General features: G+C 59.1%; 18 protein-coding genes. 9 read left to right on the top strand and 9 right to left on the bottom strand.

Annotated features, from left to right (window positions below):
- Positions 1-241 precede the first annotated feature (241 nt).
- Positions 242-1,441: a tyrosine--tRNA ligase gene (gene tyrS / locus M2397_RS20430; RefSeq protein ID WP_131699147.1), complete on the bottom strand. Its 1,200-nt coding sequence runs from the start codon at positions 1,439-1,441 to the stop codon at positions 242-244.
- Positions 1,442-1,650: 209 nt separating this feature from the next.
- Between tyrS and M2397_RS20435 the strand changes: the two genes are divergently transcribed.
- Together M2397_RS20435 and M2397_RS20440 are read left to right on the top strand one after the other, a co-directional pair.
- Positions 1,651-3,069, top strand: coding sequence for a peptidoglycan DD-metalloendopeptidase family protein (locus M2397_RS20435; protein ID WP_131699146.1), 1,419 nt, complete (start codon positions 1,651-1,653; stop codon positions 3,067-3,069).
- 3 nt (positions 3,070-3,072) lie between these two features.
- Complete coding sequence (locus tag M2397_RS20440) at positions 3,073-4,164, top strand: anhydro-N-acetylmuramic acid kinase (RefSeq protein WP_131699145.1); 1,092 nt, start codon at positions 3,073-3,075, stop codon at positions 4,162-4,164.
- 92 nt (positions 4,165-4,256) lie between these two features.
- Here M2397_RS20440 and erpA read toward each other — a convergent pair whose 3' ends face one another.
- Both erpA and argC read right to left on the bottom strand, forming a co-directional pair.
- Positions 4,257-4,607 carry an iron-sulfur cluster insertion protein ErpA gene (erpA, locus tag M2397_RS20445; RefSeq protein WP_003176443.1) on the bottom strand — a complete coding sequence of 117 codons (351 nt, stop codon included), beginning with the start codon at positions 4,605-4,607 and terminating at the stop codon, positions 4,257-4,259.
- A 165-nt stretch (positions 4,608-4,772) separates the two neighbouring features.
- Positions 4,773-5,807: an N-acetyl-gamma-glutamyl-phosphate reductase gene (gene argC / locus M2397_RS20450; protein WP_259244314.1), complete on the bottom strand. Its 1,035-nt coding sequence runs from the start codon at positions 5,805-5,807 to the stop codon at positions 4,773-4,775.
- Positions 5,808-5,942: 135 nt separating this feature from the next.
- On the opposite strand from argC, the gene hemJ reads away from it, so the two are divergent.
- The 6 genes from hemJ (at position 5,943) to coq7 (ending at position 10,392) form a co-directional block, all read left to right on the top strand.
- Positions 5,943-6,371, top strand: coding sequence for a protoporphyrinogen oxidase HemJ (hemJ, locus tag M2397_RS20455; protein WP_027605887.1), 429 nt, complete (start codon positions 5,943-5,945; stop codon positions 6,369-6,371).
- A gap of 24 nt (positions 6,372-6,395) precedes the next feature.
- Positions 6,396-7,358 carry a nitronate monooxygenase family protein gene (locus tag M2397_RS20460; protein ID WP_131699143.1) on the top strand — a complete coding sequence of 321 codons (963 nt, stop codon included), beginning with the start codon at positions 6,396-6,398 and terminating at the stop codon, positions 7,356-7,358.
- Between the two features lie 70 nt (positions 7,359-7,428).
- A complete protein-coding gene (locus tag M2397_RS20465; protein WP_259244315.1) occupies positions 7,429-8,391 on the top strand; it encodes a DUF805 domain-containing protein in 963 nt (320 codons plus the stop codon).
- A gap of 62 nt (positions 8,392-8,453) precedes the next feature.
- Positions 8,454-9,242: an SDR family oxidoreductase gene (locus M2397_RS20470; RefSeq protein WP_131699141.1), complete on the top strand. Its 789-nt coding sequence runs from the start codon at positions 8,454-8,456 to the stop codon at positions 9,240-9,242.
- 46 nt (positions 9,243-9,288) lie between these two features.
- The gene (locus M2397_RS20475) at positions 9,289-9,627 is read left to right on the top strand and encodes a histidine triad nucleotide-binding protein (RefSeq protein ID WP_003194682.1); all 339 of its coding nucleotides are present in this window, start codon (positions 9,289-9,291) and stop codon (positions 9,625-9,627) included.
- A gap of 117 nt (positions 9,628-9,744) precedes the next feature.
- A complete protein-coding gene (gene coq7, locus M2397_RS20480; RefSeq protein WP_145336825.1) occupies positions 9,745-10,392 on the top strand; it encodes a 2-polyprenyl-3-methyl-6-methoxy-1,4-benzoquinone monooxygenase in 648 nt (215 codons plus the stop codon).
- A 62-nt stretch (positions 10,393-10,454) separates the two neighbouring features.
- Here the strand turns inward: coq7 and M2397_RS20485 are convergent, their stop codons facing one another.
- Positions 10,455-10,877: an OsmC family protein gene (locus M2397_RS20485; protein ID WP_005792019.1), complete on the bottom strand. Its 423-nt coding sequence runs from the start codon at positions 10,875-10,877 to the stop codon at positions 10,455-10,457.
- 245 nt (positions 10,878-11,122) lie between these two features.
- Between M2397_RS20485 and crp the strand changes: the two genes are divergently transcribed.
- Complete coding sequence (gene crp, locus M2397_RS20490; RefSeq protein ID WP_027605892.1) at positions 11,123-11,767, top strand: cAMP-activated global transcriptional regulator CRP; 645 nt, start codon at positions 11,123-11,125, stop codon at positions 11,765-11,767.
- Here crp and M2397_RS20495 read toward each other — a convergent pair.
- The 5 genes from M2397_RS20495 to trpE form a co-directional block, all read right to left on the bottom strand.
- On the bottom strand, positions 11,764-12,459 hold the full coding sequence (locus M2397_RS20495; RefSeq protein WP_259244316.1) for a lipoyl protein ligase domain-containing protein: 696 nt from the start codon (positions 12,457-12,459) through the stop codon (positions 11,764-11,766). The genes crp and M2397_RS20495 overlap by 4 nt on opposite strands.
- Positions 12,460-12,599: 140 nt before the next feature.
- Positions 12,600-13,436: an indole-3-glycerol phosphate synthase TrpC gene (gene trpC, locus M2397_RS20500; protein ID WP_131699139.1), complete on the bottom strand. Its 837-nt coding sequence runs from the start codon at positions 13,434-13,436 to the stop codon at positions 12,600-12,602.
- Positions 13,433-14,482, bottom strand: coding sequence for an anthranilate phosphoribosyltransferase (trpD, locus tag M2397_RS20505; RefSeq protein ID WP_065938244.1), 1,050 nt, complete (start codon positions 14,480-14,482; stop codon positions 13,433-13,435). The genes trpC and trpD overlap by 4 nt, the downstream gene beginning before the upstream one ends.
- 9 nt (positions 14,483-14,491) lie before the next feature.
- On the bottom strand, positions 14,492-15,085 hold the full coding sequence (locus M2397_RS20510) for an aminodeoxychorismate/anthranilate synthase component II (RefSeq protein WP_024077700.1): 594 nt from the start codon (positions 15,083-15,085) through the stop codon (positions 14,492-14,494).
- Positions 15,086-15,095: 10 nt separating this feature from the next.
- On the bottom strand, positions 15,096-16,577 hold the full coding sequence (gene trpE / locus M2397_RS20515; protein WP_259244317.1) for an anthranilate synthase component I: 1,482 nt from the start codon (positions 16,575-16,577) through the stop codon (positions 15,096-15,098).
- Between the last annotated feature and the right edge of the window lie 50 nt (positions 16,578-16,627).

Raw genomic sequence — 16,627 nt, forward strand, 5'->3', positions numbered from 1 at the left:
ACAGCGTTACACGCTGCTGTCAACACCTCTTTTTCTCCGCTTTCGACCGAGAAGATCGAATCGTTAATAGCGCCAAACAACACGACTCTATCAACGCCTTCTGGGCTTCGATGAACTGAAGCAACTCGCTGCCTAATCCTGCATAACTCTTTGTTTACCAAGGAGTTTTACGTTTCGACTGCGCCGGAAGTGGGGCGAATTATAGACAGATACAATTCGCCGTCAACACTTAATTTCAGGTTTATTCGGATTTGAGCGTAATACGCGCAAATGCCTTCTTCCCTGCCTGACAAACGTGGGTAGCACCCAGCTCGTACATAAAGGTGCGATCCACCACTTCACCATCTATACGCACACCGCCAGACCCCAGAAGGTCACGCGCAACCGCCGAGTTCTTCACTAGGCCCGCCTTATTAAGGACAGCAGCAATCGGCATGGCTTCAGCAGCAGTCAATTCAATCTCGGGAAGATCATCCGGCAGCTCGCCATCCTTCATGCGGTTACCCGCCGCACGGTGAGCACTGGCCGCAGCCTCTTCACCATGGAAACGCGCCACGATCTCTTCCGCCAGTTTGATCTTCACGTCCCGCGGATTGGCGCCCGCCTCTACATCCGCACGCAGCGCGCTGATCTCATCCATCGAGCGAAAGCTCAACAGCTCGAAGTAGCGCCACATCAGGGCATCCGGGATAGAGACCAGCTTGCCGTACATCACACCCGGAGCTTCCTGAATGCCGACATAGTTGCCCAGGGACTTGGACATCTTCTTGACACCATCCAATCCTTCCAACAACGGCATGGTCAGGATGCATTGAGCTTCCTGACCATAAGCACGCTGCAACTCACGCCCCATCAGCAGGTTGAATTTCTGGTCGGTACCACCCAACTCAACATCCGCGCGCAGCGCTACCGAGTCATAACCCTGAACCAGCGGATACAGGAATTCATGAATCGCGATCGGTTGATTGGTTGAATAGCGCTTGTCGAAGTCATCACGCTCAAGCATGCGCGCCACGGTGTACTGGGAAGTGAGGCGAATGAAGTCCGCCGGCCCCATCTGATCCATCCAGGTGGAGTTAAACGCCACCTCGGTCTTGGCCGGATCAAGAATCTTGAATACCTGGGTCTTATAGGTCTCGGCATTATCCAAAACCTGCTCACGGGTCAGCGGCGGGCGCGTAGCACTCTTACCGCTCGGATCGCCGATCATCCCGGTGAAATCACCGATAAGGAAGACCACCTGATGCCCCAGCTCCTGGAACTGACGCAGCTTATTAATAAGCACGGTATGCCCCAGGTGCAGGTCCGGCGCGGTCGGATCGAAACCAGCCTTAATACGCAGGGGTTGGCCACGCTTGAGCTTTTCGATCAGCTCGGCCTCGACCAACAGTTCTTCCGCACCACGTTTTATCAGCGCTAGCTGCTCTTCAACCGACTTCATAACAGACCCGCAAGGCTCAGATTCAAAAGGGAACCAACCATACAAGATCAGGGACTAATTACAAGTTTTGCCCTGCGCACGGACACCGTTCAGCAAGCCCAGCGTTCGCGAGCTTGCGTCACAGATGATTTGGTTATATTTTATACAGTTATTTCATCTTCATCATGTCATTCATCTTTTCCATTTCATCTTCAAAGTCAAAATTACCTATGACCACTGAACCGTCTAAAGCGCCGCCGCTTTACCCGAAGACCCACCTGCTCGCTGCAAGTGGTATCGCCGCCCTTCTCAGCCTGGCACTCCTGGTATTCCCTTCCAGTGACGTAGAAGCCAAACGAACATCCCTGAGCCTTGACTTGGAGAGTCCGGTTGAACAACTGACACAAGATCAAGACGCTTCCGACGCACAACAAGCCACAAATGCTCCAACTGAATCGCCGTTTGCCCAGATCGAAAACACGCCGGAAGATACCCAGCAAGCCGCTCAAGAGCAGCAAAAGCTCGTAGCAGAAACCGCCAAGAACCCTCAACACCGCGAAGTGATCGTGGCGAAAGGCGATACGCTTTCTACCCTGTTCGAGAAGGTAGGCCTTCCCGCAGCCACCGTTAACGACGTGCTGGCCAGCGATAAACAGGCCAAGCAATTCATCCAACTCAAACACGGCCAGAAACTTGAGTTCGAACTGACACCAGACGGTCAGTTGAACAACCTGCACACTAAGCTCAGCGATCTCGAAAGCATCTCCCTGACCAAGGGCGCCAAAGGCTTTGCCTTCAACCGCATCACCACCAAGCCAGTCATGCGTTCCGCCTACGCTCACGGCGTGATCAACAGCTCACTGTCACAATCTGCCGCGCGCGCCGGCTTGTCCCATAGCATGACTATGGACATGGCCAGTGTGTTTGGTTACGACATCGACTTCGCCCAGGACATCCGCCAGGGCGATGAGTTCGACGTGATCTACGAGCAGAAAGTCGCCAACGGCAAAGTGGTCGGCACCGGCAACATTCTCTCCGCACGCTTCACCAACCGCGGCAAAACCTACACTGCCGTCCGCTACACCAACAAGCAAGGCAACAGCAGCTACTACACCGCCGACGGCAACAGCATGCGCAAGGCCTTCATCCGCACCCCGGTGGATTTCGCTCGTATTAGCTCGCGTTTCTCCATGGGTCGCAAGCATCCAATTCTGAACAAAATCCGCGCCCATAAAGGCGTCGACTATGCCGCCCCACGCGGCACGCCTATCAAGGCGGCCGGCGACGGCAAGGTCCTGCTCGCAGGGCGACGCGGTGGCTACGGCAACACGGTGATCATCCAGCACGGCAACACCTACCGCACCCTGTACGGCCATATGCAAGGTTTCGCCAAGGGCGTGAAAACTGGCGGCAACGTGAAGCAGGGCCAGGTGATCGGTTATATCGGCACCACTGGCCTGTCCACCGGCCCGCACCTGCACTATGAATTCCAGGTCAATGGTGTGCACGTTGACCCATTGGGCCAGAAGCTGCCGATGGCCGACCCGATAGCCAAGGCCGAGCGCGCGCGCTTTATGCAACAGAGCCAGCCGCTGATGGCGCGCATGGACCAGGAGCGCTCCACCCTGCTTGCTTCGGCGAAGCGTTAAGGTATGCCGCTCTATATAGGCGTGATGTCCGGGACCAGTCTCGATGGCCTGGATATCGCCCTGATCGAACAGGACTCGGCGGTCAATCTGATCGCCACCCACTACACACCCATGCCGGACACCCTGCGCGCAGAGCTGTTAAGCCTGTGCGCCAGCGGCCCGGATGAGATTGCCCGCTCAGCGATTGCCCAGCAGCACTGGGTCACCCTCGCCGCCCACGGCATCCACACGTTGCTCGACCAGCAAAACCTCAAGCCTCGAGACATACGTGCGATCGGCAGCCATGGCCAGACCATCCGTCATGAACCCGCCCGCGGGTTTACCGTGCAGATCGGCAACCCGGCATTGCTTGCGGAGCTGACGGGCATCACCGTAATCAGCGACTTCCGCAGCCGCGATGTTGCCGCTGGCGGCCAGGGCGCGCCTCTGGTGCCCGCATTTCATGAAGCGTTGTTTGGCGAAAGCACCGGCAACCGTGCGGTGTTGAATATTGGGGGCTTCAGCAATCTTAGCCTGATCGAAACCGGCAAGCCCGTAGCTGGCTTCGACTGCGGCCCAGGCAATGTGCTGCTGGACGCCTGGATTCAACAGCAGCGCGGCGAACACTTTGACCGTGACGGGCAGTGGGCGGGTAGTGGCAAGGTCGAGCCTCAACTACTCGCGGCACTACTCAGCGATCCATTCTTCCTGACCAAAGGCCCGAAAAGCACCGGCCGTGAAGTGTTCAACCTCGGTTGGCTGCACCAGCACCTTAGCCGCCTGCCCGCCTTTACCCCTCAGGACGTACAGGCCAGCCTGTTGGAACTGACCGCACTGACCATCGTCGAGGCCCTGCAAACCGCACAACCCCAGACAGAAACGCTACTCGTCTGTGGCGGCGGCACCCATAACACCACAATGATGAACCGTCTGGCAGCGTTGTTGCCGTCCACTCAAGTCAGCAGCACCGCCACCCACGGCGTAGACCCGGACTGGGTCGAAGCCATGGCCTTCGCCTGGCTGGCTCACTGCTGCCTCGAAGGCATTACCGCCAACCGGCCCAGTGTCACCGGCGCACGCGGGCAGAGGGTACTTGGCGCGATCTATCCCGCCTGACGACCACCTCGCCAGAATCGCAGACAGCAAAACGCCGCTTGGCCGATCAAAGCCAAGCGGCGTTTTTTATTCGTTGAGGATCAGGCTGTCGATCAGATCGAGAACGAAGAGCCGCAACCACAGGTGGTGGTAGCGTTAGGGTTCTTGATCACAAAACGCGAACCCTCCAGACCTTCCTGGTAATCCACCTCAGCGCCTGCCAAGTATTGGAAGCTCATCGGGTCCACGACCAGGCTTACGCCCTCGCGCTCAACGATGGTGTCATCGTCGGCCACATCTTCATCAAAGGTGAAACCGTACTGAAACCCTGAACAACCGCCGCCCGTAACGAATACGCGCAGCTTCAAACGATCATTACCCTCTTCATCGACCAGGCTCTTCACCTTGTGCGCAGCACCGTGGGTGAATTGCAAAGCCGTGGGGGTGAAGGATTCAACGCTCATGCTGATAATCTCCCGGCGTAGCGCCGCCATATGCGTAATGACGGGCATTATCCGCTTCTCCTAGAAAAGCGGTCAACTATTGTTACGGTATATCAATCTGCATCGCCGCCATTAGAAACACAAAAGGCCCGATCAACGGGCCTTTTGCACACTCTACCAATCTTCTTAAGGCAACATGCCGGCGTGGGACAGACCGAGTTTTTCGTCCAGACCAAACAGGATGTTCATATTCTGCACAGCCTGGCCCGACGCGCCCTTGACGAGATTATCGATCACCGACAACACCACCACCAGATCACCATCCTGCGGGCGGTGCACAGCAATCCTGCACACATTAGCGCCGCGCACGCTACGGGTTTCCGGATGGCTGCCCGCAGGCATTACATCGACGAACGGCTCGTTGGCATAACGTTTTTCAAACAACGCCTGCAGATCTACCGAACGATCGACCACGGTGGCATACAACGTGGAATGAATGCCACGAATCATCGGCGTCAGGTGTGGCACGAAGGTCAGGCCCACGTCCCTGCCCGCGGCGCGACGCAGCCCCTGGCGGATTTCCGGCAGGTGGCGATGCCCTTTTACTGCGTAGGCCTTCATGCTTTCCGACGTCTCAGAGTACAGCGAACCTACCGCTGCACCACGGCCCGCGCCGCTGACACCCGACTTGCAGTCTGCGATAAGGCGCGAAGCATCCGCCAGCCTGGCTTCGAGCAACGGCAGAAAGCCCAGTTGCGTCGCCGTCGGATAGCAACCCGGCACCGCGATCAGGCGCGCCTGCTTGATCTGCTCACGATTGACTTCCGGCAGGCCGTACACCGCCTCTTCCAACAGATCCGGTGCACCGTGAGGCTGGCCGTACCACTTGGCCCATTCGTCGGCGTCTTGCAGGCGGAAGTCAGCCGATAGGTCGATGACCTTGGTGCCAGCCGCCAGCAGTTCGCCAGCCAACGCATGGGCAACGCCATGCGGGGTGGCAAAAAACACCACATCGCAGGCGCCAAGGGTGTTGATGTCCGGAACGCTGAACGCGAGGCCGTCGTAGTGGCCTCGCAGGTTCGGGTACATATCGGCCACGGCCAGGCCGGCCTCGGATCGAGAGGTAATGACCACCACCTCAGCTTGCGGATGCTGAGCCAACAGACGCAGCAATTCGACACCGGTGTAACCCGTGCCGCCGACGATACCGACCTTGACCATAAACCTGCCCTCAACGAACCCACTGGAAAGCCGTCGATAATAGGGGCCGTATCGTCCTGCGACAACCGTCAGCGTGACGTATGGCTGCATGAGCCACTACTATCTTCGCTACCGTGAACCTGGGAATAACTAAAAATGCTTTATCTATGGGTCAAAGCCTTCCATATCGTCAGCATCGTCTGCTGGTTTGCCGGGCTGTTCTACCTGCCGCGCCTGTTCGTCTACCACGCTCAAAGCGAGGACACCGTCAGCAAGGAACGCTTCAGCGTCATGGAGCGCAAGCTGTACCGCGGCATCATGGGCCCGGCAATGCTGGCCAGCCTGGTGTTCGGTATCTGGCTGATCGCCCTTAACCCCGGCATCTTTCAATCGGGCGCCTGGATCCACGCCAAGTTGACCCTGGTAGTGTTCCTGATTGGTTACCACCACATGTGCGGCGCGCAGGTAAAACGTTTCGCCCGTGGCGAAAACACCCGCAGCCATGTCTTTTATCGCTGGTTCAATGAAGTCCCGGTTCTGATATTGCTGGCTATCGTAATTTTGGTCGTGGTCAAACCGTTCTAACTTCAATTACTCGGGGTACCTCCAATGTCGCTGCCCGCTCTGCTTGAACAACGTCTGCGCCTGCCCGTGGTGGCTGCGCCGATGTTCCTGATTTCCAATCCGCAATTGGTGCTGGCCTGCTGCCGCAATGGGGTAGTCGGGAGTTTCCCGGCGCTCAACCAGCGCGAGAGCAGTGGCTTCAAGGCCTGGCTGGAGGAAATCGAAGCGGGCCTGGCGCAGTTGGACAATCCCGCGCCCTACGCCGTCAACCTGATCGTGCACAACAGCAACCCTCGTTTGCAGGCGGACCTGGCGATCTGCGTCGAGCACAAGGTGCCAATCGTGATCACCAGCCTGGGCGCGGTGAAAGAACTGGTGGATGCCGTGCACAGCTACGGCGGCCTGGTATTTCATGATGTCACTACTCGGCGCCACGCCGAAAAAGCCGCCGAAGCCGGCGTGGATGGCCTGATCGCCGTGGCCGCAGGCGCCGGCGGCCATGCCGGTACCTGGAGCCCATTCTCGCTGATCGCGGAGATTCGCCAATTCTTCGACAAGACCCTGCTGCTGGCCGGCTGCCTTAACCACGGCCATGAGATACTCGCCGCCCAGTTGATGGGGGCAGACCTGGCCTATTTCGGCACACGTTTTATCGGTACCACTGAAAGCCACGCCCCGGATGCGTATAAAGAGATGCTGCTCACATCGCGCGCTGCCGACATCGTGCACACTCCCGCTGTCTCCGGCGTACCAGCAAGCTTTATGCGCCAGAGCCTGGAAAATGCCGGTTTCGACCTCGCTGCCCTGCAAGGCAAAGGCGAAGTAAACTTCGGTTCCAAGCTCAAGCCGCTGAGCGACGAAGCCAAGGCCTGGAAGACCGTATGGTCCGCCGGCCAAGGTGTCGGTGAAATTAATGATTTACCCAGCGTCGATGAACTCGTTGCCCGCCTGGATGCCGAATACCGCAAGGCGCGCGAGCGGGCGACACAGTTGCGCTGGCCACGTTGACCCAACCGCAAGGTCTGCCGATCGAGCAGTCCTGCATTACCCCCACTGATTCAGTGACAAGGATGCCCGCATGAGCGACAACCGTTTCAAGATTGTGTTTGATGGGGCCTTGCTCCCGGGTGTCGAAAGCACCACGGCCAAGCTGAACCTGGCTGAACTGTTCAAGAGCACAGTCGAGGACATCGAGAAACTCTTCACTGGCCGCCCGGTCGCACTGAAGCGCGACCTGTCGCGCCCCGACGCCGAAACCTACCTCACCGCGCTGAAAAAGGCCGGGGTCGATGCCCGCATCGAAGCAGAACAACCCGTGGCCTTCAGCCTCGCCGAAACCCACGAGACAGATTCCGACGCTGCGGACCTCTCCCGCCCTGTCGCTTCACCGTACGCACCACCGCGTGCTGCCGTAGGTGAAAGCCTGCCGGAATACGCCACCCTCAAGGTCTTCACCATCAATGGCCGTATTGGTCGTCTGCGGTACCTGGCATGGACGCTGGTACTGACCGTCGCCATGCTCGTCGCAGCAGGTATCCTCAGTACTGTGGGCTTTGCCATCGCGACCGCGTCGCCGACGATAGCCATCATCCTCGGCTCGCTGCTGGGCTTCGCGCTGTTCGTCGCGGTTGTGGTCGTGAGCGTGCAGATCGGCGTGCAGCGTCTGCACGATCTGGGCTGGTCCGGCTGGTTGTACCTGCTGAACCTGGTCCCGCTGGTGAACAGTATTTTCCCGCTGCTGCTGTTGGTAGTGCCAGGTAACACCGGTGCCAACCAGTACGGCGCACCGCCACCGCGCAACTCCACCGCGGTGAAGGTCCTGGCCTCACTGTGGCTGGCATTCATTCCGCTGATGCTCATCATCGTGGTGTCGCTGGGGATGAACGGCTATCTGGATCAGCTCGAGGCCAATGTGGATAGCAGCTACGAAAGCAGCTCCATCACCTCTGACGAAGACGCGGATCAAGGCGCCACCGTCGAGGAAGACGAAGCGCAAAGTGCTGACGAAGCGGCCGAACCTGTAGACTCTCCAGAACAGTAAAAAACGCCCGCCGCCTGTGATGCCTCCGTCACAGGCCCGGCGGCGTTGTGATGGAGAAAGGCATGACCCGTTACGCTCTGATCACCGGCGCCTCCAGCGGCATCGGCCTCGCTTTGGCCGAAGCCCTGGCACGTCGCGGCCGCAGCTTGATTCTGGTGGCCCGCCAGCGTGATCAGTTGGAAAGCATTGCAATCGAATTGACCCAGCGCTTCGGCGTCGAAGTGCTGTTTCGAGCGTGCGACCTGGGCGAGCCATTGCGCTTGTCCGGGTTCCTGCTGGAGCTTGAAGAAGGCGAACGGCAGATAGATTTACTGGTGAACTGCGCCGGCATTGGCACCAGCGGGCCATTCCTGGCCCAGGACTGGATGACCGAGCAGGACCTCATCGAAGTCAACATCCTCGCCCTCACCCGCATGTGTCACGCCCTGGGCAATAGCATGGCGCTGCACGGCGGCGGGCAGATTCTCAACGTCGCCTCGGTCGCCGCGTTCCAACCCGGTCCCTGGATGAGCAGCTACTACGCCAGCAAAGCCTATGTACTGCACTTCTCCGAAGGCTTGCGCGAAGAACTGAAGACCTGTGGTATCAAGGTCTCGGTGCTTTGCCCCGGCCCTACGCGCACCGCCTTCTTCGGTACAGCGCAAATGGACACAGCCAAACTCGACCGCAGCGAGCAATTGATGAGCCCGGAAGAAGTGGCGCTCTATACCGTGCGCGCACTGGAAAAGAACAAAGCCATCATCATTCCTGGACGACGTAATCGCTGGCTGGCCTTCAGCCCGCGTTTCAGCCCGCGCTGGCTGACCCGCAAGATCGCCGGCGCCATCAACAAGGCCTATTGCCCACGCTGATCGCCTGAGTACACTCACCTTGCACTTTCATAATGGAGAAACAGCTGTGGATACTCTGTTCACCAAGATCATCAACAGAGAAATACCCGCGAAGATTATCTACGAAGATGATCAAGTCCTCGCCTTCCACGATATTGCCCCACAGGCGCCGGTACATTTTCTGGTTATCCCGAAGAAGCCCATCCGCACATTGAATGACTTGACCGAGGACGATAAGGCCCTGGCCGGCCATATTCTGTTCACCGCCCAGCGTTTGGCGGTGGAGCAAGGCTGTGAGAAAGGTTTCCGTGTGGTGATGAACTGCAATGAAGACGGCGGGCAGACTGTTTACCACATCCATATGCATGTACTGGGTCAGCGCCAGATGAATTGGCCACCGGGCTGAACTAGCCCGCAACAAGGGGCGCAGTCCGAGGCTGCGACCCCATGCCCTTGACTCGGGGCAAACGCGTTCCTCTCTCTTGCGGTAAACTGGCCGCCGAGATTCCTCCCGGAGGTCAGCATGACTACCCAACGTCACTACTCGCCGATAGACCGTCTGTTGCTGCAAGCCGACACGGCCATGCGCACGTTGCTGCCCTTCAGCGGCCAACCTTACCGTCCATCACCCGCCATCGTGCAGCCTGATGCGCAGATGAGCGTGACCGAAACCCGTCATGTGGCCGGCCTCATGCGCATCAACCATACCGGCGAAGTCTGCGCCCAGGCGCTGTACCAGGGCCAGGCCCTGACCGCCAAGCTGCCACAGGTACGTGCAGCCATGGAGCACGCGGCCGAAGAAGAAATCGACCATCTTGCCTGGTGTGAACAACGTATTCGGCAGTTGGGTAGCCATCCCAGCGTGCTCAACCCGCTGTTTTACGGTTTGTCATTCGGCATCGGCGCGGCTGCCGGCCTGATCAGCGACAAGGTCAGCCTCGGTTTTGTCGCCGCGACTGAACATCAAGTGTGCAAGCACCTGGATGAACACCTGGAACAATTGCCGGCCGACGACGAAAAGTCCCGGGCAATTCTTGAGCAGATGCGTATCGATGAAGCGCACCACGCCGAGAGTGCATTGGATGCCGGCGGTTTCCGCTTCCCGGCGCCAGTGCGATTTGGCATGAGCCTGCTGGCCAAGGTCATGACCAAAAGCACCTACCGCATCTGACGAAACCTGCAGCTGCAAAAAAGGGCGCTATCGAAGCGCCCTTTTCTTTTGCCGATTGGCGGTCAACCCAACTCGATGATCTCGTAGTCATGGGTGATGGCCACACCCGCCGCGCCGAGCATGATTGACGCCGAGCAGTATTTCTCGGCCGACAACTCGATAGCCCGCTTAACCTGAGCTTCTTTCAACGCCCGGCCCTTCACCACGAAATGCATGTGGATCTTGGTAAACACCTTGGGATCTTCAGTGGCGCGCTCGGCTTCCAGGAAGGCTTCGCAGCTTTCCACGGCCTGGCGAGATTTTTTCAGGATGCTGACCACGTCGAAATTGCTGCAACCGCCCACGCCAAGCAGGAGCATTTCCATCGGGCGTACGCCCAGGTTACGGCCACCGGCTTCCGGCGGGCCATCCATGACCACCACATGGCCGCTGCCCGATTCACCGAGGAACATGGCTTCGCCCGCCCATTGGATGCGTGCCTTCATCGCCCAGACTCCACTGCTAAAAAAGGGTCGCCAGCTTAGCACAGGGCCCGGGCGCAACCGCGCTTCTCATCAAAGCGATCAATAACCGGGCTGACTCGGTAAATTCGCTAATCGAGTCAGAATGTGTCTGTTAAGCTGGCGCCAAATGAGTGGCGTATTGCCACCCTTTATACAACGTGTATCAATGCCGATACCGCTGAGTACAACAAATCCAACCACCTCGCGCTGCCTTTCGGGATACAACCATGGTTGCTCTTACGCCCATACCCAAGATCAAGAATCTCGACAAGTTGCTGATGCACTGCCAGCGCCGGCGTCATCCCGCCAAGCACAACATCATCTGCGCCGGTGAGCGCTCCGAAACCCTGTTTTTCATTATCAAGGGGTCAGTCACCATCCTGATCGAGGATGAAGACGGTCGCGAAATGATCATCGCCTACCTGAACACAGGGGATTTTTTCGGCGAGCTGGGACTGTTTGAACAAGCAGGGAAGGAGCAGGAGCGCAGCGCCTGGGTGCGGACCAAGGTCGAGTGCGAAGTGGCCGAGATCAGTTACGCAAAGTTTCGCGAACTTGCCCAGCAGGACCCCGACATCCTCTACGCCCTCAGCGGTCAAATCGCTCAGCGCCTGCGGGATACCACCCGCAAAGTCGGCGACCTGGCGTTCTTCGACGTCACCGGGCGTGTGGCCCGTTGCCTGCTGGAACTGTGCAAGCAGCCCGATGCAATGACTCACCCCGACGGCATGCAGATCAAGATCACCCGCCAGGAAATCGGGCGCATTGTCGGCTGTTCACGGGAGATGGTCGGCCGCGTGCTCAAGGATCTGGAAGAGCGCAACCTGGTGCACGTCAAAGGCAAGACGATGGTGGTGTTCGGTACCCGTTAACCCGGCAGGAAGCTGGCCAGCATCTGACGGTACAAGGTGTCCAGCCGGCTGATTGCATCCGACGCGGGGAAAGCTTCGTGCAGCGCGATATGGCTGTCGGCACGAACCCGCTGCTCCAGGCAGCAGGCTTCGTTGAACCGATTGACCGCCGCGATCAGTTCTTCGCGATCGTTATCCAGCAACAACGCACCGTGCACCAACCCAACCGGGCGGCCCCCGCTTTGCCGCCAGCGCTGGGCAGTGCCGACCATTTTGCGCCCGTTGAGGTTGACGTTGTAACGACCGTCGCAGAATGCACCTTCGATTTCCCCGACAGAGGCATCGCCGCCCAACTCGATCAGCAAGTCGCAGATGGGTTGGCACAAGCGCAAGTAGCCAGTTTCGATACGATTGTGATCACCTTCACTGCGCGGCGGTGCGTAGACCAAGGCGATATTGACCGTAGCGCTGGACTGCGGCACTGGTTCGCCGCCAGTTTCGCGCAAGAGCACCGGCCAGCCGGCATCCGCAGACACGCGGCTGGCGACATCGAAAGCAGGCAATCGGCTCAAGCGGCGTGGCATCACCAATGCCTGATCGCTGGGCTGCCAGAACAACAACCCAAACACCTGCTCACCCGCGCAAACGGCGGCCAACAAGGCTTGCTCGGCGGCAAGGCCTGCTTCAACACGCATCGATACTGGCTGGATCAATCGGCACCTACCTATCTGAATAAACACAAACCCAAATGTGGAAGGGGGCTTGCCCCCGATAGCGGTGTGTCAGTCAAGGATGCTCCAACTGAACCGCCGCCATCGGGGGCAAGCCCCCCACATTTTGATCGCATTTCAAATCAATCGAGAGTGGAACCGCTGACCGCCACGCCACGCTCCGGGAAGAACAGACGCTGCAGTTCCGCCCCTGGGTTCTCGGCGCGCATGAAGGTCTCCCCCACCAGGAACGAATAAACGTCACTGATTTCCATCAGTTCCACATCGGCACGGTTGACGATGCCACTTTCGGTAATCACCAGGCGGTCGCGCGGAATACGCGGCAGCAGGTCGAGGGTGTTTTCCAGGCTGACTTCGAAGGTGTGCAGGTTACGGTTATTGACCCCCACCAACGGTGTATCGAGGGTTTTCAGTGCGCGCTCCAGTTCATCGCCGTCGTGCACCTCCACCAGCACATCCAGGCCGACACTTTTGGCAACGGCCGCCAGCTCAGCCATCTTCACATCATCCAGTGCGGAGACGATCAACAACACACAATCGGCGCCCAAAGCACGGGCTTCAACGATCTGGTACGGATCGACCATGAAATCCTTGCGGATCACCGGCAACTTGCACGCCGCACGGGCCTGCTGCAGGAACAGGTCGGAACCCTGGAAAAAATCGATATCGGTGAGTACCGACAGGCAAGTCGCCCCACCCTTCTCGTAACTGACAGCGATTTCCGCCGGTACAAAGTTTTCGCGAATCACGCCCTTGCTCGGCGAAGCTTTCTTGATCTCGGCAATCACGGCCGGCTGCTTGAGCTTAGCCTGTGCAATCAGTGCCTTGGCAAATCCACGCGGTGCGTCAGCGGCTTTCGCTTGGGCTTCCAATTCAGCCAGGCTCACACGGGCACGGCGTTCGGCAACTTCTTCAGCCTTGCGGGCCAGGATTTTTTCCAGAACGGTCGGCACACTCATCCTTCATTCTCCATCTTGAATACAGCGGTGAATGCTCCCAGCTCTTCGAGCTTTTCACGAGCCAGACCGGTGTGCAGTGCATCGTGGGCCAATTCGACACCTTCCTTAAGACTATAGGCATGATCGGCTGCGTAAAGTGCCGCGCCAGCATTCAGAACAATCATTTCTGCAGCTTTTTGACCGTTCTCAGTCTTGCGACGCCCCAGGGCATCGCGAATCAGTTCCAGCGACGCCGCCGGGCTTTCCACCGCCAGGCCGTGCAGGCTCTGGCTCTTCATGCCGAGGTCTTCCGGCTCGACCCAGTATTCGGTGATCTGGTCATTCTTCAGCTCAGCCACAAACGTTGGCGCCGCCAGGCTGAACTCGTCCAGGCCGTCTTTGGAATGCACCACCAGCACATGCTTGCTGCCCATGCGTTGCAGCACTTCAGCCAATGGCCGGCACAGCGCCTGGCTGAACACGCCCACCACCTGATGCTTCACACCGGCCGGATTCGTAAGCGGGCCGAGCATGTTGAACAGGGTACGCAGGCCAAGGTCTTTGCGCGGGCCGGCGGCGTGCTTCATCGCACCATGATGGGACTGGGCAAACATAAAGCCGATGCCGACGTTGTCGATGCAGCGCGCCACTTGTACCGGTGTCAGGTTCAGGTAGATGCCGGCCGCTTCCAGCAGGTCGGCACTGCCGCTCTTGCCGGATACCGCACGGTTACCGTGCTTGGCCACGGTGCAACCCGCCGCCGCGACCACAAAGGAAGAGGCCGTCGAGACGTTGAAGATGTTCGCACCGTCACCGCCGGTGCCGACCACGTCGACCACGCCGTCGAGAGTCTTGAGCTCGACCTTGTCCGCCAGCTCACGCATCACCGAGACGGCGCCGACGATCTCGTCGATGCTTTCGCTCTTCATGCGCATCGCCATCATGAACGCGCCGATCTGCGCGTCGGTGCATTGACCGGTCATGATTTCGCGCATCACATCGCTCATTTCAGCGGTGCTCAGGTCCAGATGGCCGACGATACGGCTCAGGGCAGTCTTGATATCCATGGAAAGTCCTTAGCGCGTGCCGCCGCTCTGCTTGAGAAAGTTGGCGAACAGCTCGTAGCCCTGCTCGGTCAGGATCGATTCGGGGTGAAACTGCACCCCTTCGATGTTCAGTGTCTTGTGACGCAGGCCCATGATCTCGTCGACGGAGCCGTCTTCCAGTTGGGTCCAGGCGGTCAGTTCCAGGCATTCCGGCAAGGTTTCGCGCTTGACCACCAGCGAGTGGTAGCGGGTTACGGTCACCGGGTTGTTGAGCGCCTGGAATACGCCCAGGTCCTTATGGAATACCGGGCTGGTCTTGCCGTGCATCACCTGGCGCGCGCGTACCACGTCACCACCAAAGGCCTGGCCGATGGATTGGTGACCCAGGCAGACGCCCAGGATCGGCAGCTTGCCGGCGAAGTACTTGATGGCTTCAAGGGAAATACCCGCCTCGGTCGGCGTGCAGGGGCCCGGCGAAACCACGATGCGCTCCGGGTTCAGGGCGGCGATTTCGGCCACGGTCAGTTCGTCATTGCGAACCACCTTGACCTCGGCGCCCAGCTCCCCCAGGTACTGCACAACGTTGTAGGTAAAGGAATCGTAGTTATCAATCATCAGTAACATGGGGGAAACCTCAAGAATTGGGGGTCTGTTCAGCCAGCGCTACGGCGCGGAACATCGCGCGGCGCTTGTTCAGGGTTTCTTCCCATTCGAGGGCCGGCACCGAGTCGGCGACAATCCCGCCACCGGCCTGCACATGCAGCTCCCCGTCCTTGATCACCGCCGTGCGAATCGCAATGGCGGTGTCCATGTTGCCGTTCCAGGCGAAATACCCCACGGCGCCGCCATAGACACCCCGCTTGACCGGTTCCAGCTCGTCGATGATTTCCATCGCACGGATCTTCGGCGCGCCCGACAAGGTGCCCGCCGGCAGAATCGCCCGCAATGCGTCCATCGCAGTCAGCCCGGCTTTTAACTCGCCGGTGACGTTGGACACGATGTGCATCACGTTGGAGTAGCGCTCAATCACCATCTTTTCGGTGAGTTTCACCGAGCCGATTTCCGAAACTCGCCCGGTATCGTTACGGCCCAGGTCGATCAGCATCAGGTGTTCGGCAATTTCCTTGTCGTCGCTGAGCAGGTCTTCTTCGAGCGCCAGATCCGCTTCTTCGGTCGCGCCACGCGGGCGTGTGCCGGCAATCGGGCGCACGGTGATCAGGTTGTCCTCGACACGCACCAGCACTTCCGGCGAGCTGCCCACTACGTGGAAGTCGCCAAAGTTGAAGAAGTACATGTACGGCGTCGGGTTGAAGCAGCGCAGCGCCCGGTACAGGTCAATGGGCGCAGCCTTGAAGTCGATGGACATGCGTTGCGACGGCACCACCTGCATGCAGTCACCGGCGAGGATGTATTCCTTGATGGTGTCGACCGCACGCTCGTAGTCATCCTGGGTAAAGCTGGAGCGGAACAACGGGTCGGCTGCCGGTGGACGGGTAAGGTCCAGGCCGCGACGCGGGGTGATCGGCTGGCGCAGTTTTTCCAACAGCGCTTCGAGGCTGGCCTGGCCTTGCTCGAAGGCGTCGGCCTGGGACGGGTCGGCGAGCACGATCGCGTGCATCTTGCCGGCGAGGTTGTCGAACACCACCACCGCGTCGGAGACCATCAGCAGAATGTCCGGCACACCCAGCGGGTCCGGGTTCGGGCATTTGCCCAGGCGTTTTTCCACATAGCGCACGCAGTCGTAGCCGAAGTACCCCACCAGGCCGCCGTTGAAGCGCGGCAGGCCAGGGATGGTCGGCACGTTGTAGCGCGCCTTGAAGGCTTCGACGAAGGCAAGCGGGTCCTCGACGTCATGACTTTCGATCTCGACGCCATCATGGGTGATGCTTACATGATGGTCATGCACACGCATGACGGTGCGGCATGGCAGGCCGATGATCGAGTAACGGCCCCACTTCTCCCCGCCCTGTACCGATTCCAGCAGGTAGGAGTTGGGCTCGTCAGCCAGCTTCAGGTAGATCGACAGCGGCGTGTCGAAGTCGGCCAGGGTTTCGCAGGCCAGGGGGATACGGTTATAGCCGGCAGCGGCCAAACGCAGGAATTCTTCGCGGATCATGAGGTGCCTCGTGGCGTGAGGGTCTAACAGTCAGGTATGCAAACGTGCCG

The sequence above is a fragment of the Pseudomonas sp. BIGb0381 genome (genome assembly GCF_024809815.1).
Lineage (GTDB): Bacteria > Pseudomonadota > Gammaproteobacteria > Pseudomonadales > Pseudomonadaceae > Aquipseudomonas.

Excerpts from the sequence above, each read along its gene's own strand:
- tyrS (WP_131699147.1), bottom strand. The coding sequence starts at position 1,441 with ATGAAGTCGGTTGAAGAGCAGCTAGCGCTGATAAAACGTGGTGCGGAA.
- M2397_RS20435 (WP_131699146.1), top strand. The coding sequence starts at position 1,651 with ATGACCACTGAACCGTCTAAAGCGCCGCCGCTTTACCCGAAGACCCAC.
- M2397_RS20440 (WP_131699145.1), top strand. The coding sequence starts at position 3,073 with ATGCCGCTCTATATAGGCGTGATGTCCGGGACCAGTCTCGATGGCCTG.
- erpA (WP_003176443.1), bottom strand. The coding sequence starts at position 4,607 with ATGAGCGTTGAATCCTTCACCCCCACGGCTTTGCAATTCACCCACGGT.
- argC (WP_259244314.1), bottom strand. The coding sequence starts at position 5,807 with ATGGTCAAGGTCGGTATCGTCGGCGGCACGGGTTACACCGGTGTCGAA.
- hemJ (WP_027605887.1), top strand. The coding sequence starts at position 5,943 with ATGCTTTATCTATGGGTCAAAGCCTTCCATATCGTCAGCATCGTCTGC.
- M2397_RS20460 (WP_131699143.1), top strand. The coding sequence starts at position 6,396 with ATGTCGCTGCCCGCTCTGCTTGAACAACGTCTGCGCCTGCCCGTGGTG.
- M2397_RS20465 (WP_259244315.1), top strand. The coding sequence starts at position 7,429 with ATGAGCGACAACCGTTTCAAGATTGTGTTTGATGGGGCCTTGCTCCCG.
- M2397_RS20470 (WP_131699141.1), top strand. The coding sequence starts at position 8,454 with ATGACCCGTTACGCTCTGATCACCGGCGCCTCCAGCGGCATCGGCCTC.
- coq7 (WP_145336825.1), top strand. The coding sequence starts at position 9,745 with ATGACTACCCAACGTCACTACTCGCCGATAGACCGTCTGTTGCTGCAA.
- M2397_RS20485 (WP_005792019.1), bottom strand. The coding sequence starts at position 10,877 with ATGAAGGCACGCATCCAATGGGCGGGCGAAGCCATGTTCCTCGGTGAA.
- crp (WP_027605892.1), top strand. The coding sequence starts at position 11,123 with ATGGTTGCTCTTACGCCCATACCCAAGATCAAGAATCTCGACAAGTTG.
- trpC (WP_131699139.1), bottom strand. The coding sequence starts at position 13,436 with ATGAGTGTGCCGACCGTTCTGGAAAAAATCCTGGCCCGCAAGGCTGAA.
- trpD (WP_065938244.1), bottom strand. The coding sequence starts at position 14,482 with ATGGATATCAAGACTGCCCTGAGCCGTATCGTCGGCCATCTGGACCTG.
- M2397_RS20510 (WP_024077700.1), bottom strand. The coding sequence starts at position 15,085 with ATGTTACTGATGATTGATAACTACGATTCCTTTACCTACAACGTTGTG.
- trpE (WP_259244317.1), bottom strand. The coding sequence starts at position 16,577 with ATGATCCGCGAAGAATTCCTGCGTTTGGCCGCTGCCGGCTATAACCGT.